Raw genomic sequence first — 22,992 nt, forward strand, 5'->3', positions numbered from 1 at the left:
GATGAGCGAGCCAACCACTGCGACGAGCGACTCGACCGGCTACGCGGTGACGGTCGACCGCGACGCCTGCGACGGCGTGTTCGCGTGTCTCGTCCGCGACCCCCGGTTCGTGGAGGACGACGACGGGCTCGCGGCGTTCGACCCCGACGCCGCCGAGGCGGTCGAGCGAACGGAAACGAGCGTGACGGCGACGTTCGCGGACGACCGGATCGACGACGCCCGCGGAGCGGCCGCGGCGTGCCCGCTCGACGCGATCGCGGTCGCGCCGGCGGAGAGAGACGACGCTGCCGCGCCGGCGGAGGGGGAAGGGGAGGAGGAAGGGGAGGGGGAGGCCGAATGAGCGAGCACGCGGACTGGACGGACGACCCGCTGCCGGAGGCGCCGGACGACCTCCTCGCCGCGTCGCCGCAAGCCGCGTACCTGTGGGGACGCGTGGCCGCGGACGGCGCGGTCGACGGCGACGCGGTCCGGGTTCGGGTCGGCGGCGCGCCGGCGGCCGAGCGGGTCGCGGCGCTGTTCGGCGCGCGCGACGTGGACCGCGAGCGCGAGGTGACGGAGCGGGCGTACGCCCACGACACCGACGTGACTCGCACGAGCGACGAGTACGTCGTCGCGGCCGAGACGCCCGCGGCGCGCCGGGGGGCGGCCGCGTTCGGGCTCCCGACCGGCGGTGAGGCGTCCGGTAGGGGCGCCTCTGACGGGGGCGCCTCCGGCGGCTACCGCTTCTCGGCGCTCGACGACCACCGCCGCCAGCTCCTCCGCGGGATCGTCGAGGGCTGCGGGACGGTCTGCTACAAGTCCGAGGCGAACGCGGTCGGGATCTCGGTCGTCCACGACGACGAGGCGCTACTCGCGACCGTCCGCCGCCACCTCGACGCGGCGCCCGTCGACGCGCCCTACGGGGACCTGAACGAGTCCTCGTCGGGCGGGTACTGGTTCGGCGTCGCCGACGACGCCGGCCCCGCGCTCGGCGAGTGGCTGTACGAGGGGAGCGCGGCGTCCGGCCTGTTCGCTCCCCTCCGGCGGCGCAAGACCCTCCGGAGCGTCGAGCGCGTCCGCGGGGGAGCCGGCGACGGACGGCGGGGAGAGGAAGAAAAAGAGGAGGGGGAAGAGGAAGGGGAAGAGAAAGAGGTGGGTCCGTCGTGAGCAGCGACGCCGCCCCGACCCCCTCGTCGCTGTCGGACGAGGCGGTGCTGCTCGTCGGCCACGGCTCCCGGCGCGAGAAGTCGAACGAGCAGGTGCGGACGCTCGCGGCCGACTTGGAGTCGCGGCTGGGCGTCCCCGTCGACGCCGCGTTCCTCGAACTCGCGTCGCCGGCCGTCGACGAGGGGATCGATGGCCTCGCGGGAACCGTCTCCCGCGTGTCGGTGGTCCACCTCTCGCTGTTCGCGGCGAGCCACGTCAAGAACGACGTGCCGCTCGCGGTGAAGCGCGCGCGGGCCGAACACCCCGATCTGGAGATCCGGAACGGCTCGCACCTCGGGGTCCACCCGGCGCTGCTCGACCTGCTCGACGACCGCGCGGCGGCCGTCGAGCGCGATCTGGGCGTCGACCGCGCGGACGACGAGGTCGCGGTCGTGCTGTGCGCTCGGGGCTCCTCGGACCCCGACGCCAACGCGGACGTACACAAGCTCGCCCGGCTCCTGTACGAGGGTCGGGACTTCGCGGACGTGCGCGCGACTTTCATCGGCGTGACCGACCCGGTCCTCGGCGAGACGCTCCACCGGGTCGCCCGTCAGCGGCCGGACGCGGTCGTCGTTCTCCCGTACATGCTCGGCGACGGCGTGCTCACCGGCCGGATCGCGGAGGGCGCCGAGGCGTTCGACGAGGAGTACCCCTACGTCGCCGCGGCGCCGGGCGAGCCCCTCGGGACGGACCCGCGGCTGCTCGACGTGCTCTCGGACCGCTGGCAGGAGGCCCGGACCGGGAGCGTCGAGATGTCCTGTGACACCTGCAAGTACAAGGTGGAGCTCGACGGGTACGAGGCCGACGAGGGCGGCGCGCGGGCGATGCTCCGCGCGCTGACCCACGACGCGGCCCACGCCGACCGCGAGAACGTCGACGACGACCCGCACGCCCACGACGCCCCCGCCCACCACGTCGCGGTCTGCACGAACCAGACCTGCGCGGCCGCGGGGTCGCCCGCCGTGCTCGAACGACTCCGGCAGGCCGTCCGGGACTCCGACGCCTGCGACGCGCGCGTCACCCGGACCTCCTGTCTCGACCAGTGCGGCGACGGCCCGATGGTGGCCGTCTATCCCGACGGCGTCTGGTACGGCGGCGTCGGCGAGGCCGACGCGGACCGCATCGTCTCCTCGCACCTCGACCGCGAGCGCATCGTCTCCGATTTGGTCCACGACACGCTACAATAACATGAGCTGTCTCGAACTCGAAGCCCTACGACTCGGCCTGATGAACGTTCTCGGCACCGACGACCGCGCCGCGCGCGAGCACGCCGAGAAGGAACTGGACGGCGAGCTTGCGGGCCCCATCGAGGGGCTCGCGACCGCCGAAACGCTCGACGAACTGCGTCGACACCTCGACGCCGCGCTCGTCGACTTGGAGGAGGAGGTGGCGACGCTCGACGCGGACGACCCCGAAAGCGACTACGTCCGCGGCCGACTCGTCGCCGTCCGCGACGCCGAGCGGAGCCTCGCCCGCCTCGCGACCCACGGCGACGGCCTGCTCGACGGGCTGGGCGAGACCCACCACGACCTCCACGACGCGTTCCCCGTCGAGGAGTGAGCGGCGCGGGCGAAGCCGACTACCGCTCCGTGGCCCGGTCGCCCGTCGCTCCGCCGAGTTCACGGTCGACCCGCTCGGCCGACAGCGTCGATAAGGGCACGCGCTCTCCGCCGGTCGCGTCGACGAGGGTCGCCACGACCCCGTCCCCCTCGCCGGCGTCGACCACCAGCGTTCGGTCGGCGGCCTCGCGGAGCCGACCGCCGGCATCGCGGGCGGCCCCGGTGGGTCGGTCCGCGCCGTTGGCCCCGCCGTCGGTGACGACGACCGCCAGCGACACGTCGGCGTCGGCGCGAGCGATCGCGTCCGCCGCGGTCTCCACCCCCGCCGCCAGCGGGGTGCGGTCGCCCGTCGGGAGGTCCTTCAGGTGCCGGGCCGCCCGTCCCACGTCGTCGGTCGGCGGGAGCAGGACGGCGGCGTCGTCGCCGGCGAACGCCACCAGCGAGACGGCGTCACGGTGCTCGTAGGCGTCGCGGAGCAGGTCGATCGCGGCGCCCTTCGCCGCCCTCATCGGCCCCCGCATCGACGCGGAGGCGTCGACGGCGAAACACACCAGCGTCTCCGCGTCGGCGGCGCGGACGGACCGCCGGAGGTCGCGCTCCTCGACCGCCCGCCCGCCGCGCTCGGCGGCCGCCCGGATCGAGGCCCCCGCGTCGATCCGGTCGTCCGCGGTCGTGCGCTCGGTCCGGACCCGCGCCCCGGCCCCGCGTGCCGAGGGGGCGGCGCTCCCCCGACCAGCGCCGTCGCCCGCGGTCGTCGCCCCGGCGTCGGGCGCCTCCACCTCCGGCGCGACGGCGTCGCCGACGCCGGCCCGTTCGCTTCCCGGAACCAGCGGCGTCGCCTCGTCGTCGCCGCCCTCGTCGCTTCCGTCGTCACACTCACCGCCTTCGTCGCCCCTATCGCCGTCGTCTCCACCATCCTCGGCTCCGCCGTCGCCACCGCCGGCTTCCCCCGCCTCGGCAGAGCCGGAATCGGATCGCCGTTCCGAGCCGGAACCGGGTCCCCGTTCCGAATCGCCGTCTCCGGCCGCCGGGCGCTCCTCCTCGCCGGTCCCGTCGTCGGCCTCGTCGCCCTCGCCGTCGGCCCCGCTTTCGTTGGGATCGCTTTCGCCGGGCTCGTCACCGTCGGATTCGCCCTCGTCGAGGTCGCCTTCGTCGGATTTACCTTCACCGGGTTCGCTCTCGTCGGATCCGGCCTCGTCGCGGTCCTCACCTTCTCCCTGTCCTCCGTCGTCGAGGTGGTCGTCGATCAGTTCGTCGGCGTCCGCCTCCTCCTCGAAGGGGTCGGTGCGCAGGCGGTGCGGGAGCGCCCACGATGCGGCCTCGCGCAGGTCGCCCTCGATCACCCGCGTCCGCCCGTCCAACGCGGCGAGAGTGCGGGCACACCGGGCGGTCGCGATGTCCGCCCGGTGCCCATCGGCGCCGGCGTCGCGACATAGTTCCACTAGATCGCGGACGAACAAATCCGGCAGCGTCACGTCTGGGAGGCGGTCGCGGGCGTCGGCGATCGCCGCGGCCGGGTCGGAGAGGGCGGGTTCCGGGGAGTCGCCTTCCGCCCCATCGCCTCCCGCCTCGTCGCCTTTTGCCCCACCGCCTCCCGCCCCGGAGCCGCGGCCGAGCGCCCGGTCGACCACCGCCATCCGGTCCTCGGTCGCGTCGAGGCCGGTCACGTCGATAGCGAGGTCGAACCGGTCGCGAAGCTGCGGCCTGAGCGCCCCCTCCTCCGGGTTCATCGTTCCGATCAGCGTGAACGACGCGGGATGGGTCAGCGAAACCCCGTCGCGCTCCACCGCGTTCACGCCCGATGCGGCCGCGTCGAGCACCACGTCGACGAGGTGATCGCCGAGGAGGTTCACCTCGTCCACGTAGAGGACGCCCCGGTTCGCGCGCGCCAGCAGCCCCGGATCGAACGCGGCGTCGCCGTCGAGCGCGTCCGCGACCGACAGCGAACCCACGATCGATTCGCGGGTCGTTCCCAGCGGCAGGGTGACGAAGGGCGCCCGCCGGGTCGCGGCCGGGAGGCTCGCCCGCCGCCGACACCGCTGACACTGCCGGCTCGGGTCGCCGGGCGGACAGCCGTACCGGCAGTCCGCGACGACGCGCCGCTCGGGGAGGGCCGACGCGAGCGCGCGGGCGAGTGTCGACTTCCCGGTCCCCTTCTCGCCGCAGACCAACACGCCGGAGAGCGCGTCGTTGCTGCCGGCGGCCGCGAGCGCCCGCTTCAGCTCCGTCTGCCCGACCACGTCATCGAAACCGGCGTCCGGCGTCGGTGGGTTTTTGTTCCTACCTTCGTCAAGCACAGTTGACTTACAACAATGGTGCTTTACAAACCTTATGACGACGATCGGATTCTACACGGCGACTGAGAACGAGCTCGGGTCGGTAGCCGCCGCGGCGGGCGAGACGGAGGTCGACCTCCTCGCCCGGTCAAAGGGAGACCTCGACGACCCGACGGACGTGGACGACTTCCTGTCGGAGCTGGTGGCGGCGGACGCCGCGGCGGTCGTGCTGTGGCTCCACGGCGGCACCGACAGCATGCCGGGGTACGAGCGCGCGACGGAACGGCTCCGCGAGGCGGGTGTCCCGGTCGTCGTGAAGGCGACCGGCGACGCGTTCGCCGCCGAGGACACGACGGCCGACGCCGAGCTCGCGACGCGGACTCGCGAGTACCTGGAGCACGGCGGGACCGCCAACCTCATGAACCTCCTGCGGTTCCTCGCCGACGCCTACGGTGCGGCGGCCGACGCGCCTCCCGGCGGCTACGAGCACGACGACCCGGTCGCGCTGCCGTCGGAGGGGGTCTACCACCCCGACCACCCGGGCGCGAGCTACGAGGAGTTGACCGCGACGTTGGACCCGGAGACGCCGACGGTCGGCGTCTGGTTCTACGCGTCCCACTGGACCCACGAGAACACCCGCTACGTCGACGCGCAGGTGCGCGCGCTGGAGGAGCGCGGCGTCGACGCGCTCCCGGTGTTCTGCGACCCCGCGGGCGACGAGGAGGGCTGGGACGCCGAGCGCGTCACCGACGAGTGGCTGCTCGACGACGACGGCGACCCGGTCGTCGACGCGATGTGCTCGTCGTTCATGTTCGCGCTGTCGATGGACGAGCGCGGCCGGAACGCGAGCGACGAGGGCGACGGCGCCGCGGAGGTGTTCCTCGACCGCCTCGGCGTCCCCGTGCTTCAGACCGTGACGACGATGCGCTCGCGCTCGCGCTACGAGGCCAGCGACACGGGCGTGATGGGGTTCGAGCTCGCGCTCTCGGTGGCGCTGCCGGAGTTCGACGGCAACGTGATCACCCACCCCGTCTCGGGGAAGGAGCGCACCGAAGACGAGGCGGGGATCGGATCGGCTCCGAAACGGCACTTCCCGATCGACGACCGGATCGACCACGTCGCGTCGCTGGCGGTCAACTGGGCGCGGCTCCGGCACCTCCCGAACGACGAGGCGCGGGTGGCGGTCGTCCTCCACAACTACCCGCCGAGCGACGACGGGATCGGGACCGCGTTCGGACTGGACACCCCCGAGAGCACGGTGAACCTCCTCGCGGAACTGGACGACCGCGGGTACGACCTCGGAGAGACCGGCGGAATCGACGGCAGCGACGGGGACAGCGGCGCCGCGGCCGCCGGACCCCCGACCGACGGCGAGGCGCTCATGGACGCGCTCACGTCCCAGCTCACCCTCGACGACCGCTGGGTCGCCCCGGAGGACGTCCGCGAGCTGAGCGTCGACACGGTCGCGCCCGACGCCTACCGCGAGCGGTTCGCGGGCCTCGATTCCGACTTCCGCGAGGCCGTCCTCGCGGAGTGGGGCGACCCGCCCGACCGCCCCTTCGCGATCCCGGGCGTCGAGTTCGGGAACGTCCTCGTGACGGTCCAGCCCCCGCGCGGATTCGGGATGGACCCCTCGAAGGTGTACCACGACTCCGACCTCCAGCCGCCCCACGACTACGTCGCCTTCTACGGCTGGGTCCGCGAGTCGTTCGACGCCGACGCGGTCGTCCATATGGGCACGCACGGTTCGCTGGAGTGGCTCCCCGGGAAGACCGTCGGGCTGGACTCGTCGTCCGCCCCCGACCAGCTGGTCGGCGACCTCCCGAACGTCTACCCCTACGTGATCAACAACCCCGGCGAGGGGACGCAGGCGAAGCGCCGGTCGTACGCCGCCGTCGTCGACCACCTCACGCCGCCGATGGCGAATGCCGGGACGTACGACGACCTTGCGGAGCTGGAGGAGCTGGCCGACCAGTACCGCGAGGCCGGGACGATCGACGCGCGCCCCGACGACGGCGAGCGACTCGAACGCCGGATCCGCGAGGCGGTCGACGATCTGGACCTCGCGGTCGAGCTGGGGGTCGTGGGCGACATCGATCAGAAGGCCGACGTGCGCGGCCCCGAGGAGGCCGGCTCCACGCTCGCGGCGGGCGAGGTGGCGGGTGACGAACTCCCGATCGACGACCTCGTCGAGCGAGTCCACGAGTACCTGACCGACGTGAAGACCACCCAGATCCGGATGGGGCTGCACACCCTCGGCGAGCCGCCCGCGGGCGACCGGCTCGTGGAGTACCTCGTCGCTCTCACCCGGCTGGAGAACCCCGGGGCGCCGAGCCTCCGCGAGTCGGTCGCGGGCGTCCTCGGCGTCGACTACGACCGGATGCGCGAGCGACCCGGCGCCTACGACGAGGCCCTCGGAATGACGTACGCGGCCGCCGCCGACCGCGTCCACGAGGTGAGCTGCGACCTCGTGGCGACGCTCGCGGCGCACGACTTCGACGTGCCGGCGTCGGAGCGCGAGGCCGACCCCGACGACGAGGTCAACATGAACCTCCTCGTCGTCGACGTCGACACCCTCGGCGACGGCCGGGCGAAGTCGGGCGCCCACGACGACCTCCGCGAGGCGCTCCGCTACGTCTGCGAGGAAGCCGCTCCGCGCGTCGGCGGCGCTCGCGCGGAGGTCGGCAACGTCGCCGACGCGCTCGCCGGCGGGTACGTCCCGCCGGGCGGCAGCGGCGCGCCCACCCGCGGCGGCGTCGACCTGCTCCCCTCGGGGCGGAACTTCTACACGCTCGACCCGCGGAAGGTGCCCGCCCGCGCCGCGTGGGACGTGGGCAGGGAAGTCGCCGAGGGGATCTTGGACCGCCACGTAGATGACGCGGGAGAGTACCCCGAGGAGGTCGGCGTCGTCGCGTGGGGGACGCCCACCGTCCGGACGCGGGGGGAGACCGTCGCGCAGGTGCTCGCGCTGATGGGCGTCGAGCCGGTGTGGTCCGACGCCGGCCGCGTCGAGGACGTGGAGCCGATCCCGCTGGACGAACTGGGTCGCCCGCGGATCGACGTGACCACGCGGGTCTCCGGGCTTTTCCGGGACGCGTTCCCCGCGGCGGCGGGAGCGATCCACGACGCCGTCGACGCCGTGGTCGATCTGGACGAGCCGCACGACCGCAACTACGTCAAGAAACACGTCGAGGAGGAGGCCGACGAGCTGGCTGAGGCCGGGATTGACGACCCCGAGTCGGCCGCCCGTCACCGGGTGTTCACGACGACGCCCGGCGGCTACGGCGCCGGCACGAACAAGGCGGTCGACGAGGGCGAGTGGGAGGACCGCTCGGACCTCGCGGCGGTGTACACCCAGTGGGGCGGCTACGCCCTCGGGAAGCGCGGCCGCGTGAGCGAGGCGCATGACGCGTTCGAGCGCCGCCTCTCGAACGTCGAGGCGACCGTGAAGATCGAGGACACCGACGAGCAGGACGAGTTCGACTCCTCCGACTGGTACGCGTTCCACGGCGGGTTCATCACCGCGGTCACGGAGCACGCGGGCGCCGAGCCCGCCTCCTACGTCGGCGACTCATCGGACCCCGACGACGTGCGCATCTATACCAACGAGGAGAAGGTCCGGAAGGCGATGCGCTCGCGCGTCCTGAACCCGCGCTGGCTCGACTCGATGGAGGAGCACGGCTACAAGGGCGCTGGCGACCTCTCCACGACGGTCGACGTGGTCCTCGGCTGGGACGCCACCACCGGCGTCGTGAGCGACACCCTCTGGGAGGCCGTGGCCGACGAGTACGCCTTCGACGAGGACCGCCGCGAGTGGCTGGCGGACGTGAACCCGTGGGCGCTCGACTCGATCACCGACACGCTGCTGGAGGCGATCGACCGCGGCCTCTGGGACGCCGATTCGAGGACCGAAGAGCGCCTGCGCGACCTGAACCTCCGCGCCGAGGGAGCGATCGAAGAGCGCGAGTCGCGGGACGCCGGCGAGGCGGACGCGCTCGCGGGACACCCGGAAGCGGGCGAGTAAATTCGATTACGACCATTATCAACGCACATGAACGACGCATCCGACACGACGACGCACGACGACAAAAACGACGCATCCGACACGACGACGCACGACGACACGGACGACAGCGAGGCGTACGCCGACCTCGGCGCGACGACCGAGGCGGCGATGGACATCGCCGAGACCAGCATGGACCGGGTTCACGAACTCGTTCCGCAGGAGACGCTCGCGGACCGGCTGCGCGCGAAGTCGGTGCACGCGACCGGCGATCCGGAGTTCCAGCACCTCGTCCGGTTCACCGGCGGCGACGAGAGCGAGCCGGTCCGCGCCGGCGCGCGGGCGGTGCTCGACGAGCGACCGATCGTGACGGACATCACGATGGTGAAGTCCGGGATCACCGGTCGGGGGCACGGCTGCGCGGTGCGGAAGGCGATCGGCAACGGCGCCGAGCTGGCCGCCGAGACCGGGATGACGCGCACCGCGGCGGCCGTGCTCGAACTCGACCGCGAGGGCGTCTACGACGGGGCGATCGCGGTCGTCGGAAACGCGCCGACCGCGGCGCTCGCGCTCGCGGACTGCATCGAGAGCGGCACCCGACCGGCGGCCGTCGTCGCGACGCCCGTCGGGTTCGTGAAAGCCGCCGACTCGCGCGAGCGGATCCGGGCGATCTGCGCCGCACACGGCGTGCCCGCGGTGACGAACGTCGGCCGCCGCGGCGGGAGCGGCCTCGCGGCCGGGCTGACGAACGAACTCGTCCACGTCGCCAGCGACGCCCGCGACGGAGCGGTCGAGCTGTGACGGGCGACGAGACGGGTGACGAGCCGGACGACGAGGCGGACGACAAGGCGGACGACGAGCCGAATCCACCGACGCTTCCGGATCGCCCGGCCGAGACGGCGAGCGCGACGCCGGAGCCGCCGCGGACCGGTTCTGGGGGCGAGGAACTCGTCCACGCCGTCGGCATCGGCCCGGGGAACACCGAGCTGCTGACGCGGCGCGCGGGGCGGCTGCTCCGAGACGCGGATGTCGTCGTCGGCTTCGAGACGGTCGTCGACTTCGTCGCCGACGAGACGGACGCGGAGCTGATCACCTGCGGCTACCGCGACGAGCCCGAGGCGCTCGGGCGGTTCGCCGACCGCGTCGCCGACGGCGCGCGCGGGGTCGCCGTGCTCATGGGCGATCCGAACCACTCCGGCTACCAGTTCCTCGGGAAGGTCGAGGCCGCGGTCGACGCGCCGGTCGCGGTCGTCCCCGGGATCTCCTCGGTGCAGGTCGCCGCGAGCCGGGCGCGAACGCCGCTGGAGGAGTCGGTCTTCGAGACGCTCCACGTTAGGGGCGACGTTTCGCCCGCTCTCGCGCGCCTCGGCCGGGCCGTCGGCGACCGCAACCTGATCGTGATCCCGCGTCCGTACGACTGGATGCCCGAAGACATCGCGGCCGAACTCGTCAGCGGGGGCGCGGACCGGGGCCTCGACGCGCTCGTCTGCGAACGGCTGACTCACTCCGACGAGCAGATTACGCGGACCGACCTCGGGACGCTGGCCGACGGCGCCGGCGGCGACGACCCGGCCGACAGCGCCTTTTCCGACCTCACCGTGCTCGTCGTCCGCGCCTGATCCGGGAAGGTCGACGCGGAAGATCCGCCTGCTCAGTCGCGCCGGTGGTCGGGGGTTCCGAAGTCACCCCTCGTCGACTCGACGGCGACCCCGCAATCGGTCGGACTCGTCGGAGCCCGTCGCCGACATCGCGTCGAACCCGAGGTCCCGGTAGAACCCCTCCAGTTTCGGGTCGAACTCGGCGGTGACCGCGGCGACCTCGGGGTCGCGCTCGGCGCGTCGCACCGCCGCGGCGACGAGCGCGGAGCCGATCCCCCGCCCGCGACGCGCCCGCCTGACCGCGACGGCGTCGACGTGGAGCCGCTCCGGCTTCGGGCGCGTCGCGACCAGCGCGCCGACGACCGCGTCCGTCCTCTCGAACCGCGCGACGAGGGCGTCATCCGCGCCGATCGCGGCGTCGACGGCTTCGGGGGTCGTTTCCAGCATGGCGGCGTCGAGCACGCGGAGAACATCGAGGCGATCGTCCGGCGAGGGCGTCTCTATCGCGATGCCCTCTGGCGGGTCGCGCTCCCCGCTCACGCGCCGCCGTCCGCCGGGCTATCGTTCGCCGGGCTGCCGCCCGTCGATCCGCCCTTAATCAGCCGGAGCAGCCGAACTTCCTCTGCGTCGACGACGCGGTCGCCGGGAACCGGCGAGCCGTCGACCAGCGCCGACGCCTCCTGCGGGTGGTAGCCCGCTTCGCGGATGAGGTCGGCGTAGGTGGCGTCGTCGGGGAGGTCGTACTCCGCCGTCCCCTCGCCGACGACTTCGACGGTGACGTTCATCGGCGCGCGGCCTCGATGCGGGTACTCACGGAAGTTACTCGTCCAGCTCCTCGCGGAGCAGCCCGTTCACCTCGCCGGGGTCGGCGCTCCCGCCCGTCGCCTGCATCACCTGTCCGACGAGGAAGTTGATCGCGCTCTCGTCGCCGTCGTGGTAATCGTCGACCGCGTCGGGGTTGCCGTCGATGGCGGCCGCGACGGCGGCCTCGACTTCGCCGGAGCCGGCGACGCCGAGCCCCTCGCGCTCGATGACGGTCTCGGGGTCCTCGCCCTCGTCGAGCATCTCGCGGAGGACGACCTCCTCGGCGTTTTTCACCGTTAGCTCCTCGGCGGCGACGAGTTCGATGAGGCGTGTGAACTCGTCGAGCCGGTCCTCCACGTCCGTGATCGACATCTCCCGGTAGTTGAGCTCGCCGAGCAGGTTGTCGGCGACCCACGTCGCGGCGAGTTCGGGATCGAACGATTCGGCCACGTCCTCGAAGAAGTCTGCGACCGCCTTCGTGGAGGTGAGCTTCGAGGCGGACTCGCGGTCGAGCCCGTACGCCTCGCGGAAGCGCTCGCGGCGGGCGTCGGGCAGCTCCGGGATCGGAATCTGCTCTTTCCAGTCGGAGACTTCGAGGGCGGGAAGGTCGGCCTCCCGGAAGTAACGGTAGTCCTTCTCGGCCTCCTTCGAGCGCATCGAGACGGTGACACCGCGCGCTTCGTCCCAGTGGCGGGTCTCCTGTTCGATCTCGCGGCCGCGCCGGAGCACGTTCTCCTGTCTGGTGACCTCGTACGCGAGCGCCTGCTCGGCGCCCTTGTGACTGGAGATGTTCTTCACTTCGGCGCGGTTCACGTCCGCGAGCGCGTCCCCGGTGATCGTCCCGTCGTCGGCGACCGCGCTGTCGGGGACCAGCGAGACGTTGGCGTCGACGCGCAGGCTCCCGTCGCGTGTCGGGTCGAAGACGCCGAGGTACTCCAGTACCTCTTCGAGTTTCGCGAGGAACGCCCGCGTCTCCGCCGGCGACCGGAAGTCCGGCTCGGTGACGATCTCCATCAGGGGCGTCCCGGCGCGGTTGTAGTTGACGAGGGTGTGCGTCGCCGACTCGATGGAGCCGCCGGCGTGCTGGAGGCTCCCGGGGTCCTCTTCGAGGTGCGCGCGGGTGATCCCGATGGTGCGGGCCTCGTCGCCGACGCGGACCTCCAACTCGCCGGACTGGCAGATCGGGGCGTCGTACTGCGTGAGCTGGAAGTTCTTCGGCAGGTCGGGGTAGTAGTAGTTCTTCCGGTGAAACGTGGTCGTCTCGGGGATGTCGGCGTCGATCGCCTTCCCCACCTTCACGGCGGCCTCGACGGCGGCCTCGTTGAGGACCGGCAGCGCGCCCGGCAGCCCGAGGCAGGTCGGGCACGTGCGCGTGTTCGGCTCCTCGTCCTCTTCGGGCTCCGTCGAGCAGCCGCAGAAGATCTTCGTGTCGGTCTCGAGCTGGACGTGGACCTCCAGCCCGATCACGACCGTCCGCTCCTCCGTCGCGGCCTGAGTGCTCATTACCGACCCGTTGCGGGCGGGCCACCTAAATCGTGTCGGGACCGACACGCGGCGTCCCGGCGCGGGACCGCCGAGCCTCGGGCGGTGCGCCCGCCCCGGGGACGAGGGCCGCCGCCGTCCCGGGGCGCGCTTTTTAAGCCCGGGGCGGGCCGAACGGGACCATGCTCGTCGTCGTTTCCGACACGCACGCACGCGAGGAGTCGAAGCTCCAGGGCCGGACCCTCGACGCGGTCCGGGAGGCCGAGATCGTCGTCCACGCCGGCGACTTCTACCGCGAACCGGTGCTCGACGCGTTCGAGTCGACCGCCCGGACCCTGCGAGGCGTGTACGGAAACAACGACGACGCGGCGATCCGCGATCGGCTCCCGGAGGTGCGGACGGTGGAATACGCCGGCGTCCGGTTCGCGGTCACCCACCGGCACCGCAACGGCGACACCGGACTCGCGATGCTCGCCAGGGAGCGCGACGCGAACGCCGTGATCTGCGGCCACAGCCACCGTCCCCGGTTCGACGACGGCGGCGGGCTCCCGATACTGAACCCGGGGAGCCACGCGCAGCCGCGGGGGAACCGCCCGGCGCACGCGGAGTTCGAACCGACCGCCGGGGACGAGAACGCCCTGAGCGGTCGGCTCGTCACGCCGGACGGAGCGGTCTTCGAGGAGTTCCGGATAGCGCCGTGAGCTGCGGGATCAGGCGTGACGCCGTCTCGGAGCGACGGTCGGGACCGCCGCCGGTCGTCGGAGACGTGACGCCCGCCGAACGGGGAACGTCGGCGGGCGACGGCGACGCCCCGCGGGTCGGTCGACCGGTGGAAGAGGGGGGCAGGGGATCGGGAGAGAGATCCGAACGGGCGGACATCGCGTGCCGTCTCGATCGATGGCCGACCGAGGAGTGAGGGCCGAAGCGGGGGTCGCGTCGATACCTTGTGCCGGCGATAGCTTATAGCTAGCTTAGGCACAAAAGCGCGTTTTAGTCACCGCCCGGAGGGCGGGCGACCCGGCGGATCGTGGTGCCGAAACGCATAACACCGTTCCGACGGATTCGAGTGTATGCTCCCGGTCGAACCGTTGTTTGTCGTGATCCTCGTCGCCCTGCTCGGGTTCTTCTTCTTCGGGTTCCTTCTCGTCCGGCGCACCCTGACTGGACTCCGCGAAGGGTACGAAGACGGGCAGCAGTAAGATGATCATCGTAACCGTCGCCACCCTCGGGGTGGCCGCCGCCGCCAGCCTCTTCATGGCGTGGTCGATCGGCGCCGGCTCCTCCGGGTCGACCCCGTTCGCTCCGGCGGTCGGCGCCAACGCCATCTCGGTGATGCGCGCGGGGCTCGTCGTCGGCGTGTTGGGGCTGCTCGGCGCGATCCTGCAGGGCGCGAACGTGACGGAGGCGGTGGGGACCGAGCTGATCGGCGGCGTCACCCTCACGGCCGGCGCGGCCATCGTCGCGCTCCTCACCGCGGCCGCGCTCGTCGCGATCGGGGTGTTCGCCGGCTACCCGATCGCGACCGCCTTCACGGTCACCGGCGCCGTCGTCGGCGTCGGGCTCGCGATGGGCGGCGACCCCGCGTGGCCGAAGTACACCGAGATCCTCACGCTGTGGGTGCTCACCCCGTTCGCCGGCGGCGGCGTCGCCTACGTCGTCGCGCGCGGGCTCATCGGCGATGTGCTCCCCGAGCGACCGCTCACCGCCGCGCTCGCCGGGCTGGTCGGCGCGATCGTCGCGAACGTCGGGTTCGCGCTACTCGGGCCGGCCGGCGAGCAGGCGTCGCTGTCGGAGGCGCTCGGTCCCGGGCTCGGGGTCGGCGAGGCCGGGAGCGCGCTCGTCACGGCCGCGGTCGCCGCGGTCGTTGCGGTCGCGGTGTACGCCGACCTCGGCCGCGACCGCGAGGGCGCGCAGCGCCGGTTCCTCCTCGCGATGGGCGGGCTCGTCGCGTTCTCGGCCGGCGGCTCGCAGGTCGGCCTCGCGATCGGCCCGCTCGTCCCGATCTTCAGCGACGTGGGGGTCCCGCTGTGGGCGCTGCTCGTCGGCGGCGGCGCTGGGCTGCTCGTCGGCTCGTGGACCGGCGCGCCGCGAATGATCAAGGCGATCTCGCAGGACTACGCCTCGATGGGGCCCCGGCGGTCGATCTCGGCGCTCATCCCGTCGTTCGCGATCGCGCAGATCGCCGTCGCGTTCGGGATCCCCGTCTCGTTCAACGAGATCATCGTCTCCGCCATCGTCGGCGCCGGGTACGCCGCGGGCGACGCCGGTGTGAGCCGCGCGAAGATGGGGTACACCGTGTTCGCGTGGATCGCGTCGCTCGTCGGATCGCTTGGGCTCGGGTTCGGCGTGTACACGGCCGCGCAGTTCGTAGTGTGACGGGCGACGCGATCGGCGCCGAGTCGGTTCGCCCGCCTGACTCGTATACGCGGCGGCGGACGCGTTCGCCGACGAATAGACCCGTCGGAACCGGCGGTCGGTCCCCGAAGGGTTGCCTTTATCAGCGCGCCGGGCCAACGGAGCGTAATGCGAACACCGACTGGCGACCTCTCCGACGGGCCGGCCGAGGAGCTAGGCCGCGACCAGCCCGTCTTCGGACCGGAGATCGGCGAGTTCGAACACAGCGAACGCCGCGCGGCGCAGGCCGACGGCGAGGGCGAGATGAAGACCGGCACCACGACGGTCGGCATCAAAACCGCCGACGGCGTCGTGATGGCGACCGACATGCGCGCCTCTCTCGGCGGCATGGTCTCCTCGAAGGACGTCCAGAAGGTCGAGGAGGTCCACCCCCGCGGCGCGCTGACCATCGCCGGCTCCGTCTCCGCCGCCCAGAACCTCATCTCGACGCTGAAGGCCGAGACGAGCCTCTACGAAACCCGCCGCGGCAAGGACATGTCCATGGAGGCGCTGTCGACGCTCACCGGGAACCTCCTCCGCTCCGGCGCGTTCTACATCGTCCAGCCGATCCTCGGCGGCGTCGACGACGAGGGCGCCCATATCTACTCCATCGACGCCCTCGGCGGCACGACCGAGGAGGAGTACACCGTCACCGGCTCCGGCTCCCAGTACGCCCTCGGTGTCCTCGAACAGGAGTACCACGACGACGTGACCGTCGACGAGGCGACCGAGATCGCCGCGAAGGCGATCCAGTCCGCCGTCGAGCGCGACCTCGCGTCCGGCAACGGGATCAACGTCGCCGTCGTCACCGACGATGGCGTAGACATCACCCGCTACAAGGACTTCGACGACCTGCTGTAAGGCGGTCCGCGGAGCGTCCGCGAACTCGTTTTGCGATCCGCTCCGACCCGTTCTGCTCTGCTCCGATTCCGCGTTCTCCCGTCACGCGACACGGCGACAGCCTAGGCGCCGCGGTCTTCGGCGGCGTCGGCGTCAGTCGCGTCGGCCGCTTCTGTCGCGTCGGCCGCTTCCGTCGCGTCACCCACGTCCTTCGGCGACCGAATCCCGTCGCCCCAGTAGAACCGCGGGCCGAGGACGAGGTAGCCGACGGAGAGGAACAGCAGCGCGAACGCGAACCCCTCGCCGATCCACGCGGGGAGGAGGCTCGTGGCCATGTGGCCGATCGGAGTGAGGATCACGGCCGCCTGCACGACCCCCATCACGAGCGCGTCCTGTGCATGGAGGTCGGGGTACGTGACGGTCGACCCCATCAACAGGGCGAACGCGGCGGTCGCCGCGACGAGCAGCGCGGGGGCGGTGTAGCCGGCGATGACGGCCGCGGCGAGCACCGTGGCCGCCAGCGTCGTCGGCACGCCCACCGTCTCGCGCTCGCCGGTGTCGTAGGCCGTGTACATCCCGAGCCGGGCGACCGCCATCGAGACGAACAGGGCCGCGACGCCGAGGCCGGCGGCGACGAAGACCGGATCGGCCGCGAACGACCGCGCGTCGAGGACGACGAACGCAACGAGCGCGGCGGGCGCGACCCCGAACGACGCCACGTCGGCTAGCGAGTCGAGGTACGGCCCGGCGTCGGTGGAGCCGCGGTGGCGCGCCACGACGCCGTCGAGCCCGTCCGCGACCGCGGCGAGCAGGACGAGGCGGGCCGCGAGCCGGGGGTCGACGGCGGCGGCGACGGTCGCGAGGAACCCGACCGCCGCGTTCGCCACCGTCACCGCGTCCGCGAGGCCGAGCCGCCCGACGAACCGCAAATGCATACGGGATCGGTCGCCGAGCCGGGTTTTAGGGTTTGTTATCTGCGGAGCGCGCGGACCGGCCGGGAGCGGTCGGAGCCGCGTGGTGCGCGAAACTCGCCGCGTGGGGAGAAGTATTAAGAACGGGATGGCCCAAGTTCGGGGCATGGATCCGATCACCCTCCAATCCGGCCTCGGGTTCGGCCTAGTGAGCGTCGGGCTGCTCTTCCTGCTGCTCGTGGTCGTCACGCTCTGGCAGTCGTTCGAGATCGTCGACGCCTACGAGAAGAAGACGCTCACCGTCTTCGGCGAGTATCGCAAGCTCCTCGAACCGGGTATCAACCTCATCCCGCCGTTCGTCTCCCGCACGTACCCGTTCGACATGCGCACGCAGACGCTCGACGTCCCCCGCCAGGAGGCGATCACGCGGGACAACTCGCCGGTGACCGCGGACGCGGTCGTCTACATCAAGGTGATGGACGCGAAGAAGGCGTTCCTCGAAGTGGACGACTACAAGAAGGCCGTCTCGAACCTCGCGCAGACGACCCTCCGGGCCGTTCTCGGCGACATGGAGCTCGACGACACGCTGAACAAGCGGCAGGAGATCAACGCGAAGATCCGCAAGGAGCTGGACGAGCCGACCGACGAGTGGGGAATTCGCGTCGAGAGCGTCGAGGTCCGCGAGGTCAATCCCTCGAAGGACGTCCAGCAGGCGATGGAGCAGCAGACCTCCGCCGAGCGCCGCCGCCGCGCGATGATCCTCGAAGCGCAGGGGGAACGCCGCTCCGCGGTCGAGCAGGCGGAGGGTGACAAGCAGTCGAACATCATCCGCGCGCAGGGTGAAAAGCAGTCCCAGATCCTCGAAGCGCAGGGGGACGCGATTTCGACCGTCCTCCGCGCGCGCTCCGCCGAGTCGATGGGCGAGCGCGCCATCATCGAGCGCGGCATGGAGACCCTCGAAGAGATCGGCAAAGGCGAATCCACCACGTTCGTGCTCCCGCAGGAACTCACCAGCCTCGTCGGCCGCTACGGCAAGGCGCTCTCCGGCTCCGACGTGCAGCAGATGGAGGGGCTCGACGGCAAGGAGTTCGACGACGACACCCGCAAGATGCTCGGGCTCGACGATATCGACGAGATCCTCGGCCAGATCGAGGAGTCCGCGGAGATGGACGTCGAGGAGTTGGAGAAGGAGGCCGAGGCGGTCAAGGCCGGCGGCGCCGGCGCGGACATCAAGTCGGCCGACGAAGTCATTCAGGAGATGGACGAGGAGGCCGTCGACGGCGACGTGGAGACCGAACGCGAGGGCTGACTGACGGGCTCTCCTCGATTTCGTCGCCGGCAACCCCGTGGCCGGCGACGACCCGGCGGCCGACGCCCGGGGCGCGAAGCGGTCCGACACCGCCCCGAACGAAGTGCTTTTGTCGAGTCGACGATTATCTTGTCTCGTGACCGACGGGATCGACGGACGGAAACGCGAGACGCTCCGGCGGTTCGCCGCCGTCGGAGCCGCCGCGCCGTTCGTCGGGACCGCGAGCGCCGAGGCCGGAAACGACGACTCCGAGCGAACCGACGCGAACGAGACCCGCGAGGCGATCCGCGGGTACGTGCCGACGACCCCCGGTGCCCACTTCTCGAAGCTCCGCGACGACCTCCGGCTCGGGACCGGCGAGGCGCAACACCACCTCCGGAAGCTGGAGGAGGCCGGCGAGATCGAGTCGGCGAAGGACGCCGACTACCGGCGGTACTTCCCGGCCGACAGGTTCGACGACCTCGACAAGCGCGCGCTCGGGTACCTCCGGCGCGACACGCCCCGCGGGATGATCCTCGCGCTGTTGCGCGACCCGGAGGCGACCGGCGCGGAGCTGGCCGCCGAGCTCGGTGTCTCCCGGCCGACCGTGAGCGCCGCGGCCGCCGACCTCGACGAGGCCGGCCTCCTCGACCGGACCGACGGCTACGCGCTGACCGAATCGGAGCGGCTGCTCACGCTCGCGGTCCGATACGCCGACTCCTTCGACGCAGACGCCGTCGCCTTCGCGGACGACGCGGCCGATCTCGTCGCTTACGACCCGTAGCGGGCGGCGCTCGCGGGCGTCTCGCCTACGCCTCCCCCGTGACCATCCACGTCGTCCCCGACGAGTACCCCCACTTCTCGACGTCGATGTCGGCGGCCGCGTCGGCGACCGCGCCCATGTTCGCGCCGACCTCCTTCGCGGAGAGGTCGAGCTCGTCGGCGATCAGCCGTGACTTGAAGTACGTCCGATCGCCGGCATTCTCGCGCAGGTAGCGGAGGATTCGCGCCTGCTTCGCGGAGAGGCCGGCTGACTCGACGGCGACCGCGTCGGGTTGGACCGTGCTCATACCGGACACAGGTCGCGTCCCCCCATAAGGCGGTTGGTAGACCGAGTTAACACGCCGCAGTCGTGCGGTTTCGCTCACTGACGGTGGTCGCGGCGGCGGATAGGCGCCGCGTTTCGGTACGATCCTCGAACGTCGGGCGTGGCCGGTTCGACTCAGTACAGGTCGGAGACGAACGGGCCGAGCGCTCCCGCCACCGCCGCCGCCAGCGCGTCGGCGCGGTCGACGCGGCCGGCCGTGAACGCCCCCGCGGCGCCGCCGCGCCTCGCGATCCCCGTCGTGTCGAGCACGTCGTCCATCACGGGACCGAGCTCCTCCCCTTCCTCGATCCGTGCGGCCACGTCGGTCGGGAGCGCGACGCTCGGCCCCGCGCCGCGGCCGAGTCGGGACCCGTCCGAGACCGCCGCCCACATGACGAGGAAGAGCCCGTCCGCGCCGTCGAAGCGCGCGACGCCGCCCTCGATGCCGACGCCGAGGTCGTACGCGCCCGGCTCCGCGTCGAGAGCGGCTTCAGCACGGTTCTCCGCGCCGGCGACCGTCTCGGCGTGGCCGGTCGGCTGCTCGCTCACCCCGGACGGGACGGGGACCGACTCGATCGCGACGGTCGCCCGGTCTCCGGCGGTCTCGCCGGCGAGGTCGCGTCCCCGCGACGACTCCAGGACCCGTTCGACCGCGCGCCGCTTCACCGGGTTGCCGCTGCCGACGCCGACTCGCATACCCGTGATCGAGCGACGGGCTACGAATAGCTCTCGATCCCCGGATGGAACAGTCCGGCCAGCCGCTCGACGCCGTCGATCAGGGCGGGGCTCGGCTGGTTCAAGAGGGAATCGTCGATGACGTGGACGGGAGCGTCGACGTCCCAGTCGCGCCCCTCGACGGTCGCGGGATCGATCCGGTCCCCGTGCCCGCAGACGTGGACGACGACGTGGTCGGGGTCGGCCCGCTCGATCGTCGCGAGGTCGACCTCGCGGGAGCGCTCGCCGGGGTCGACGAAGGGGTATCGGCCGCCGGCGGCGCGCACGGCGCCGGGGACCCAGTTGCCCGCGGCCATCGGCGGGTCCGACCACTCCTCGCAGTAGACGGTCGGGCGCGGGCGGTCCGCGACCGCGTCGGCGACTCGGTCGAGGCGCTCTCGGGCCTCGGCGGCGAGGCGCTCGCCGGCCTCGGGCCGACCCACGTCGGCGCCGCGGGCGGCGAAGGTCGCGACCGCCTCGTCGAGCGTCGCCGGCTCGCGGTGACGGACGGCGAACCCCCGCTCGCGGCAGTCGTCGGCGAGATCACCCTGGAGCCCGTCGCTGGTGAGGACGACATCGGGATCGAGACCGGCGACGCGGTCGAGGTCGGGGTTGAGCCAGCCGCCGACGGCAACGGGGGGGTCGTCGTCCGTCGGCGTCGGGTCCGAGTGCGCGGCGCCCGCGTGCGCTTCGCCCGTGCCGTCCGGGGGCTCGCAGTGGTGCGTGACGCCGACGAGCGCCTCGGCGGCGCCGAGGGCAGTCACGGTCGCCGTCGCGCTCGGGGCCAGCGAGACGACGCGTGGGGTGCTCATGAGGAACGGGTCGGTGCGCCACCGGCCCAAGCGTTTCGGTCGTCTCCAACGTCGGGAACCGCGACGAGATCCCCGAAAACCCGTGATAGATCGTGTCCTTTCGTCGGGATTCCGGCGACGCGTTCCGGTCGTTTTAAGTTCGGTTCCGCTGTCTATCGGACAAGATCGCTCTCGGGCCGTGTTCAGTTACCGAGAGGGGGTTTAGCCATGAGTGAACGATTACACACGCGGGGGAGTCGCTCCCGAACGGAGACGGACGAGACAGAATCGGAACAGACCGACGAGACGCTGAGTTGTCCGGAGTGCGACGGCAACGTCATCAACGACGAGGAGCACGGCGAGAGCGTCTGCGCCGACTGCGGGCTCGTCGTCGAGGCCGACTCGGTCGACCGCGGGCCGGAGTGGCGCGCGTTCGACTCCCGCGAGAAGGACGAGAAGAGCCGCGTCGGCGCCCCGACGACCAACACGATGCACGACAAGGGGCTCTCGACGAACATCGACTGGCGCGACAAGGACGCGTACGGTCGGTCGCTCGGCGCGCGCCAGCGCCAGAAGATGCAGCGGCTCCGTAAGTGGAACGAGCGGTTCCGCACCCGCGACTCGAAGGAGCGCAACCTGAAGCAGGCGCTCGGCGAGATCGACCGGATGGCCAGCGCACAGGGGCTCCCGGACAACGTCCGCGAGACCGCCTCCGTCATCTACCGCCGCGCGCTCGACGAGGACCTGCTTCCCGGTCGCTCCATCGAGGGCGTCTCCACCTCCTGCGTGTACGCCGCCGCCCGGATGGCCGGCGTCCCGCGCAGCCTCGACGAGATCGCCGACGTGTCCCGCGTCGAGAAGGCCGAGATCGCCCGGACGTACCGCTACGTCGTCCGCGAGCTCAAGCTCGAAGTGAAGCCGGCCGACCCCGAACAGTACGTCCCGCGGTTCGCCTCCGATCTGGAGCTCTCCGAGGAGTCGGAGATGCGCGCGAAGAGCCTCCTGCGCAACGCCAAGGACAAGGGCGTCCACTCGGGCAAGTCGCCGGTGGGCCTCGCGGCCGCCGCCGTCTACGCCGCCGCCCTCCTCACCAACGAGAAGACGACGCAGGCCGCGGTCTCGGAGGTCGCCGACATCAGCGAGGTCACCATCCGGAACCGGTATCACGAGCTGTTAGAGGCCGAGGACGGCCTCGTCGCGTAAGCGCGACCGGACGGCGATTTTCTGCACCTGTCGATTCAGTTCCACCCCGGACGCACACAGCTAAGTCCCCGGCCACGGTATGCCGCCGTATGTTCGAGGAGTTCGTCCTGACCGCGAGCACGGCCGACCTCGCCGAGGAGCCGCGCGCCCGCGAGTACGCCGACGCCGTGGAGTTCCGGATGGATCTGGCGAGCGACCCGCTCGCCCAGCTCGACGCGTACGACGGCGAACTCCCGCTGCTTGTCACGAACCGGGCGTCGTGGGAGGGCGGCGAGGCCGACGACCTCGGCCGGTACGACGCGCTCTCGACCGCGCTCGGCCGAGACGCGGTCGCCGCCATCGACGTCGAGCTTGCGGCCCTGCGCGGGACGCACCCGGAGCCGTCCGAGGAGTCGCGCGCGGCAGCGCTGCGCGACACGGCCCGCGAGGAGGGGGTCGCGGTTGTCGCGTCCGTCCACGACTTCGAGTCGACCCCGGAGCCCGCGGCGCTCGTCGACCTGCTCGCCGACGCGGCCGCCGAGGGCGACGTGGGAAAGCTGGCGACGGCCGCGACGGCCCCGGCGGACGCGCTCGCCATGATCGAGGCGACCCACGAGGCGACCGCGGCGGGCCACCGCGTCGCGACGATGTGCATGGGCGAGCCGGGCCGGCACACCCGCGCGGTCACCCCGCTGTACGGCTCGCGGATCGGGTACGCACCCGTCGACCCCGCGAACGCGACCGCGCCCGGTCAGTTTCCCCTCGCCACGCTCCGGGACCTCGTCGACGGGCTGGGCGGCGGCGACGCGGACGACTGATCCGGACCGAGCGGGCGGCGGGACCCACGCTCGGATCAACATATTCACTACAGGCCGTCA

At 72.0% G+C, this 22,992-nt stretch carries 23 protein-coding genes; 15 read left to right on the top strand and 8 right to left on the bottom strand.

Annotation, left to right across the window (positions count from 1 at the left end; all coding sequences use genetic code 11):
• The first annotated feature begins 1 nt into the window (after position 1).
• The 4 genes from ESO89_RS02570 to ESO89_RS02585 are packed head-to-tail and all read left to right on the top strand — an operon-like array spanning position 2 to position 2,745.
• The gene (locus ESO89_RS02570) at positions 2–340 is read left to right on the top strand and encodes a ferredoxin (protein ID WP_128904124.1); all 339 of its coding nucleotides are present in this window, start codon (positions 2–4) and stop codon (positions 338–340) included.
• Positions 337–1,146: a cobalamin biosynthesis protein gene (locus ESO89_RS02575; protein WP_241686090.1), complete on the top strand. Its 810-nt coding sequence runs from the start codon at positions 337–339 to the stop codon at positions 1,144–1,146. The genes ESO89_RS02570 and ESO89_RS02575 overlap by 4 nt, the downstream gene beginning before the upstream one ends.
• Positions 1,143–2,372 (top strand): CbiX/SirB N-terminal domain-containing protein, encoded by a 1,230-nt coding sequence (locus tag ESO89_RS02580; protein ID WP_128904125.1) that lies wholly within the window; start codon positions 1,143–1,145, stop codon positions 2,370–2,372. Before ESO89_RS02575 ends, ESO89_RS02580 begins: the two co-directional genes overlap by 4 nt.
• A gap of 1 nt (position 2,373) precedes the next feature.
• Entirely contained in the window at positions 2,374–2,745 is a 372-nt protein-coding gene (locus ESO89_RS02585; protein WP_128904126.1) for a DUF3209 family protein, read from the top strand.
• 19 nt (positions 2,746–2,764) lie between these two features.
• Here the strand turns inward: ESO89_RS02585 and ESO89_RS02590 are convergent, their stop codons facing one another.
• Positions 2,765–5,041, bottom strand: coding sequence for an ATP-binding protein (locus tag ESO89_RS02590; protein ID WP_128904127.1), 2,277 nt, complete (start codon positions 5,039–5,041; stop codon positions 2,765–2,767).
• Between the two features lie 34 nt (positions 5,042–5,075).
• On the opposite strand from ESO89_RS02590, the gene cobN reads away from it, so the two are divergent.
• From cobN to ESO89_RS02605, 3 genes are read left to right on the top strand one after another with little or no spacing between them, the layout of a single operon-like run.
• Entirely contained in the window at positions 5,076–9,044 is a 3,969-nt protein-coding gene (gene cobN, locus ESO89_RS02595) for a cobaltochelatase subunit CobN (protein ID WP_128904128.1), read from the top strand.
• Positions 9,045–9,071: 27 nt separating this feature from the next.
• Positions 9,072–9,824 (top strand): precorrin-8X methylmutase, encoded by a 753-nt coding sequence (locus ESO89_RS02600; RefSeq protein ID WP_128904129.1) that lies wholly within the window; start codon positions 9,072–9,074, stop codon positions 9,822–9,824.
• Positions 9,821–10,642 (top strand): cobalt-precorrin-7 (C(5))-methyltransferase, encoded by an 822-nt coding sequence (locus ESO89_RS02605; protein ID WP_128904130.1) that lies wholly within the window; start codon positions 9,821–9,823, stop codon positions 10,640–10,642. The genes ESO89_RS02600 and ESO89_RS02605 overlap by 4 nt, the downstream gene beginning before the upstream one ends.
• Positions 10,643–10,705: 63 nt before the next feature.
• Here ESO89_RS02605 and ESO89_RS02610 read toward each other — a convergent pair whose 3' ends face one another.
• From ESO89_RS02610 to gatB, 3 genes are read right to left on the bottom strand one after another with little or no spacing between them, the layout of a single operon-like run.
• The gene (locus ESO89_RS02610) at positions 10,706–11,161 is read right to left on the bottom strand and encodes a GNAT family N-acetyltransferase (RefSeq protein WP_128904131.1); all 456 of its coding nucleotides are present in this window, start codon (positions 11,159–11,161) and stop codon (positions 10,706–10,708) included.
• Complete coding sequence (gene samp2, locus ESO89_RS02615; protein WP_128904132.1) at positions 11,158–11,406, bottom strand: ubiquitin-like small modifier protein SAMP2; 249 nt, start codon at positions 11,404–11,406, stop codon at positions 11,158–11,160. The genes ESO89_RS02610 and samp2 overlap by 4 nt, the downstream gene beginning before the upstream one ends.
• Positions 11,407–11,440: 34 nt before the next feature.
• Positions 11,441–12,928: an Asp-tRNA(Asn)/Glu-tRNA(Gln) amidotransferase subunit GatB gene (gene gatB / locus ESO89_RS02620; protein WP_128904133.1), complete on the bottom strand. Its 1,488-nt coding sequence runs from the start codon at positions 12,926–12,928 to the stop codon at positions 11,441–11,443.
• 161 nt (positions 12,929–13,089) lie between these two features.
• Between gatB and ESO89_RS02625 the strand changes: the two genes are divergently transcribed.
• The 4 genes from ESO89_RS02625 to psmB all read left to right on the top strand — a co-directional run bounded on the left by ESO89_RS02625 (position 13,090) and on the right by psmB (position 16,162).
• A complete protein-coding gene (locus ESO89_RS02625) occupies positions 13,090–13,608 on the top strand; it encodes a metallophosphoesterase (RefSeq protein ID WP_128904134.1) in 519 nt (172 codons plus the stop codon).
• Between the two features lie 369 nt (positions 13,609–13,977).
• Positions 13,978–14,106 (top strand): DUF7859 family protein, encoded by a 129-nt coding sequence (locus ESO89_RS19150; protein ID WP_277750249.1) that lies wholly within the window; start codon positions 13,978–13,980, stop codon positions 14,104–14,106.
• A 1-nt stretch (position 14,107) separates the two neighbouring features.
• On the top strand, positions 14,108–15,283 hold the full coding sequence (locus tag ESO89_RS02630) for an inorganic phosphate transporter (protein ID WP_128904135.1): 1,176 nt from the start codon (positions 14,108–14,110) through the stop codon (positions 15,281–15,283).
• 147 nt (positions 15,284–15,430) lie between these two features.
• Complete coding sequence (gene psmB / locus ESO89_RS02635; protein WP_050027024.1) at positions 15,431–16,162, top strand: archaeal proteasome endopeptidase complex subunit beta; 732 nt, start codon at positions 15,431–15,433, stop codon at positions 16,160–16,162.
• 101 nt (positions 16,163–16,263) lie between these two features.
• Here the strand turns inward: psmB and ESO89_RS02640 are convergent, their stop codons facing one another.
• Positions 16,264–17,076 (bottom strand): protein sorting system archaetidylserine synthase, encoded by an 813-nt coding sequence (locus ESO89_RS02640; RefSeq protein ID WP_128904136.1) that lies wholly within the window; start codon positions 17,074–17,076, stop codon positions 16,264–16,266.
• Positions 17,077–17,218: 142 nt separating this feature from the next.
• Between ESO89_RS02640 and ESO89_RS02645 the strand changes: the two genes are divergently transcribed.
• On the top strand, positions 17,219–18,361 hold the full coding sequence (locus tag ESO89_RS02645; protein WP_128904137.1) for an SPFH domain-containing protein: 1,143 nt from the start codon (positions 17,219–17,221) through the stop codon (positions 18,359–18,361).
• Positions 18,362–18,497: 136 nt separating this feature from the next.
• Positions 18,498–19,124, top strand: coding sequence for a winged helix-turn-helix transcriptional regulator (locus ESO89_RS02650; RefSeq protein ID WP_128904138.1), 627 nt, complete (start codon positions 18,498–18,500; stop codon positions 19,122–19,124).
• 25 nt (positions 19,125–19,149) lie between these two features.
• Here ESO89_RS02650 and ESO89_RS02655 read toward each other — a convergent pair whose 3' ends face one another.
• The 3 genes from ESO89_RS02655 to ESO89_RS02665 form a co-directional block, all read right to left on the bottom strand.
• On the bottom strand, positions 19,150–19,410 hold the full coding sequence (locus ESO89_RS02655; protein WP_128904139.1) for a DUF7123 family protein: 261 nt from the start codon (positions 19,408–19,410) through the stop codon (positions 19,150–19,152).
• A 152-nt stretch (positions 19,411–19,562) separates the two neighbouring features.
• Positions 19,563–20,132 carry a DUF84 family protein gene (locus tag ESO89_RS02660; protein ID WP_128904371.1) on the bottom strand — a complete coding sequence of 190 codons (570 nt, stop codon included), beginning with the start codon at positions 20,130–20,132 and terminating at the stop codon, positions 19,563–19,565.
• An 11-nt stretch (positions 20,133–20,143) separates the two neighbouring features.
• Positions 20,144–20,953 (bottom strand): cobalamin-binding protein, encoded by an 810-nt coding sequence (locus ESO89_RS02665; protein WP_128904140.1) that lies wholly within the window; start codon positions 20,951–20,953, stop codon positions 20,144–20,146.
• A 207-nt stretch (positions 20,954–21,160) separates the two neighbouring features.
• Between ESO89_RS02665 and ESO89_RS02670 the strand changes: the two genes are divergently transcribed.
• Positions 21,161–22,135, top strand: a complete 975-nt coding sequence (locus ESO89_RS02670) for a transcription initiation factor IIB (protein ID WP_128904141.1) — start codon at positions 21,161–21,163, stop codon at positions 22,133–22,135.
• Between the two features lie 89 nt (positions 22,136–22,224).
• The gene (locus ESO89_RS02675; protein WP_128904142.1) at positions 22,225–22,932 is read left to right on the top strand and encodes a type I 3-dehydroquinate dehydratase; all 708 of its coding nucleotides are present in this window, start codon (positions 22,225–22,227) and stop codon (positions 22,930–22,932) included.
• Positions 22,933–22,992: the final 60 nt, after the last annotated feature.

It is taken from the genome of Halorubrum amylolyticum, from assembly GCF_004114995.1.
Taxonomy (GTDB): Archaea; Halobacteriota; Halobacteria; order Halobacteriales; family Haloferacaceae; genus Halorubrum; species Halorubrum amylolyticum.

Coding starts and splice junctions, on each gene's coding strand:
- ESO89_RS02570 (WP_128904124.1), top strand. CDS start 2: ATGAGCGAGCCAACCACTGCGACGAGCGACTCGACCGGCTACGCGGTG.
- ESO89_RS02575 (WP_241686090.1), top strand. CDS start 337: ATGAGCGAGCACGCGGACTGGACGGACGACCCGCTGCCGGAGGCGCCG.
- ESO89_RS02585 (WP_128904126.1), top strand. CDS start 2,374: ATGAGCTGTCTCGAACTCGAAGCCCTACGACTCGGCCTGATGAACGTT.
- cobN (WP_128904128.1), top strand. CDS start 5,076: ATGACGACGATCGGATTCTACACGGCGACTGAGAACGAGCTCGGGTCG.
- ESO89_RS02600 (WP_128904129.1), top strand. CDS start 9,072: ATGAACGACGCATCCGACACGACGACGCACGACGACAAAAACGACGCA.
- samp2 (WP_128904132.1), bottom strand. CDS start 11,406: ATGAACGTCACCGTCGAAGTCGTCGGCGAGGGGACGGCGGAGTACGAC.
- gatB (WP_128904133.1), bottom strand. CDS start 12,928: ATGAGCACTCAGGCCGCGACGGAGGAGCGGACGGTCGTGATCGGGCTG.
- ESO89_RS02625 (WP_128904134.1), top strand. CDS start 13,090: ATGCTCGTCGTCGTTTCCGACACGCACGCACGCGAGGAGTCGAAGCTC.
- ESO89_RS19150 (WP_277750249.1), top strand. CDS start 13,978: ATGCTCCCGGTCGAACCGTTGTTTGTCGTGATCCTCGTCGCCCTGCTC.
- ESO89_RS02630 (WP_128904135.1), top strand. CDS start 14,108: ATGATCATCGTAACCGTCGCCACCCTCGGGGTGGCCGCCGCCGCCAGC.
- psmB (WP_050027024.1), top strand. CDS start 15,431: ATGCGAACACCGACTGGCGACCTCTCCGACGGGCCGGCCGAGGAGCTA.
- ESO89_RS02640 (WP_128904136.1), bottom strand. CDS start 17,076: ATGCATTTGCGGTTCGTCGGGCGGCTCGGCCTCGCGGACGCGGTGACG.
- ESO89_RS02645 (WP_128904137.1), top strand. CDS start 17,219: ATGGATCCGATCACCCTCCAATCCGGCCTCGGGTTCGGCCTAGTGAGC.
- ESO89_RS02655 (WP_128904139.1), bottom strand. CDS start 19,410: ATGAGCACGGTCCAACCCGACGCGGTCGCCGTCGAGTCAGCCGGCCTC.
- ESO89_RS02665 (WP_128904140.1), bottom strand. CDS start 20,953: ATGAGCACCCCACGCGTCGTCTCGCTGGCCCCGAGCGCGACGGCGACC.
- ESO89_RS02670 (WP_128904141.1), top strand. CDS start 21,161: ATGAGTGAACGATTACACACGCGGGGGAGTCGCTCCCGAACGGAGACG.
- ESO89_RS02675 (WP_128904142.1), top strand. CDS start 22,225: ATGTTCGAGGAGTTCGTCCTGACCGCGAGCACGGCCGACCTCGCCGAG.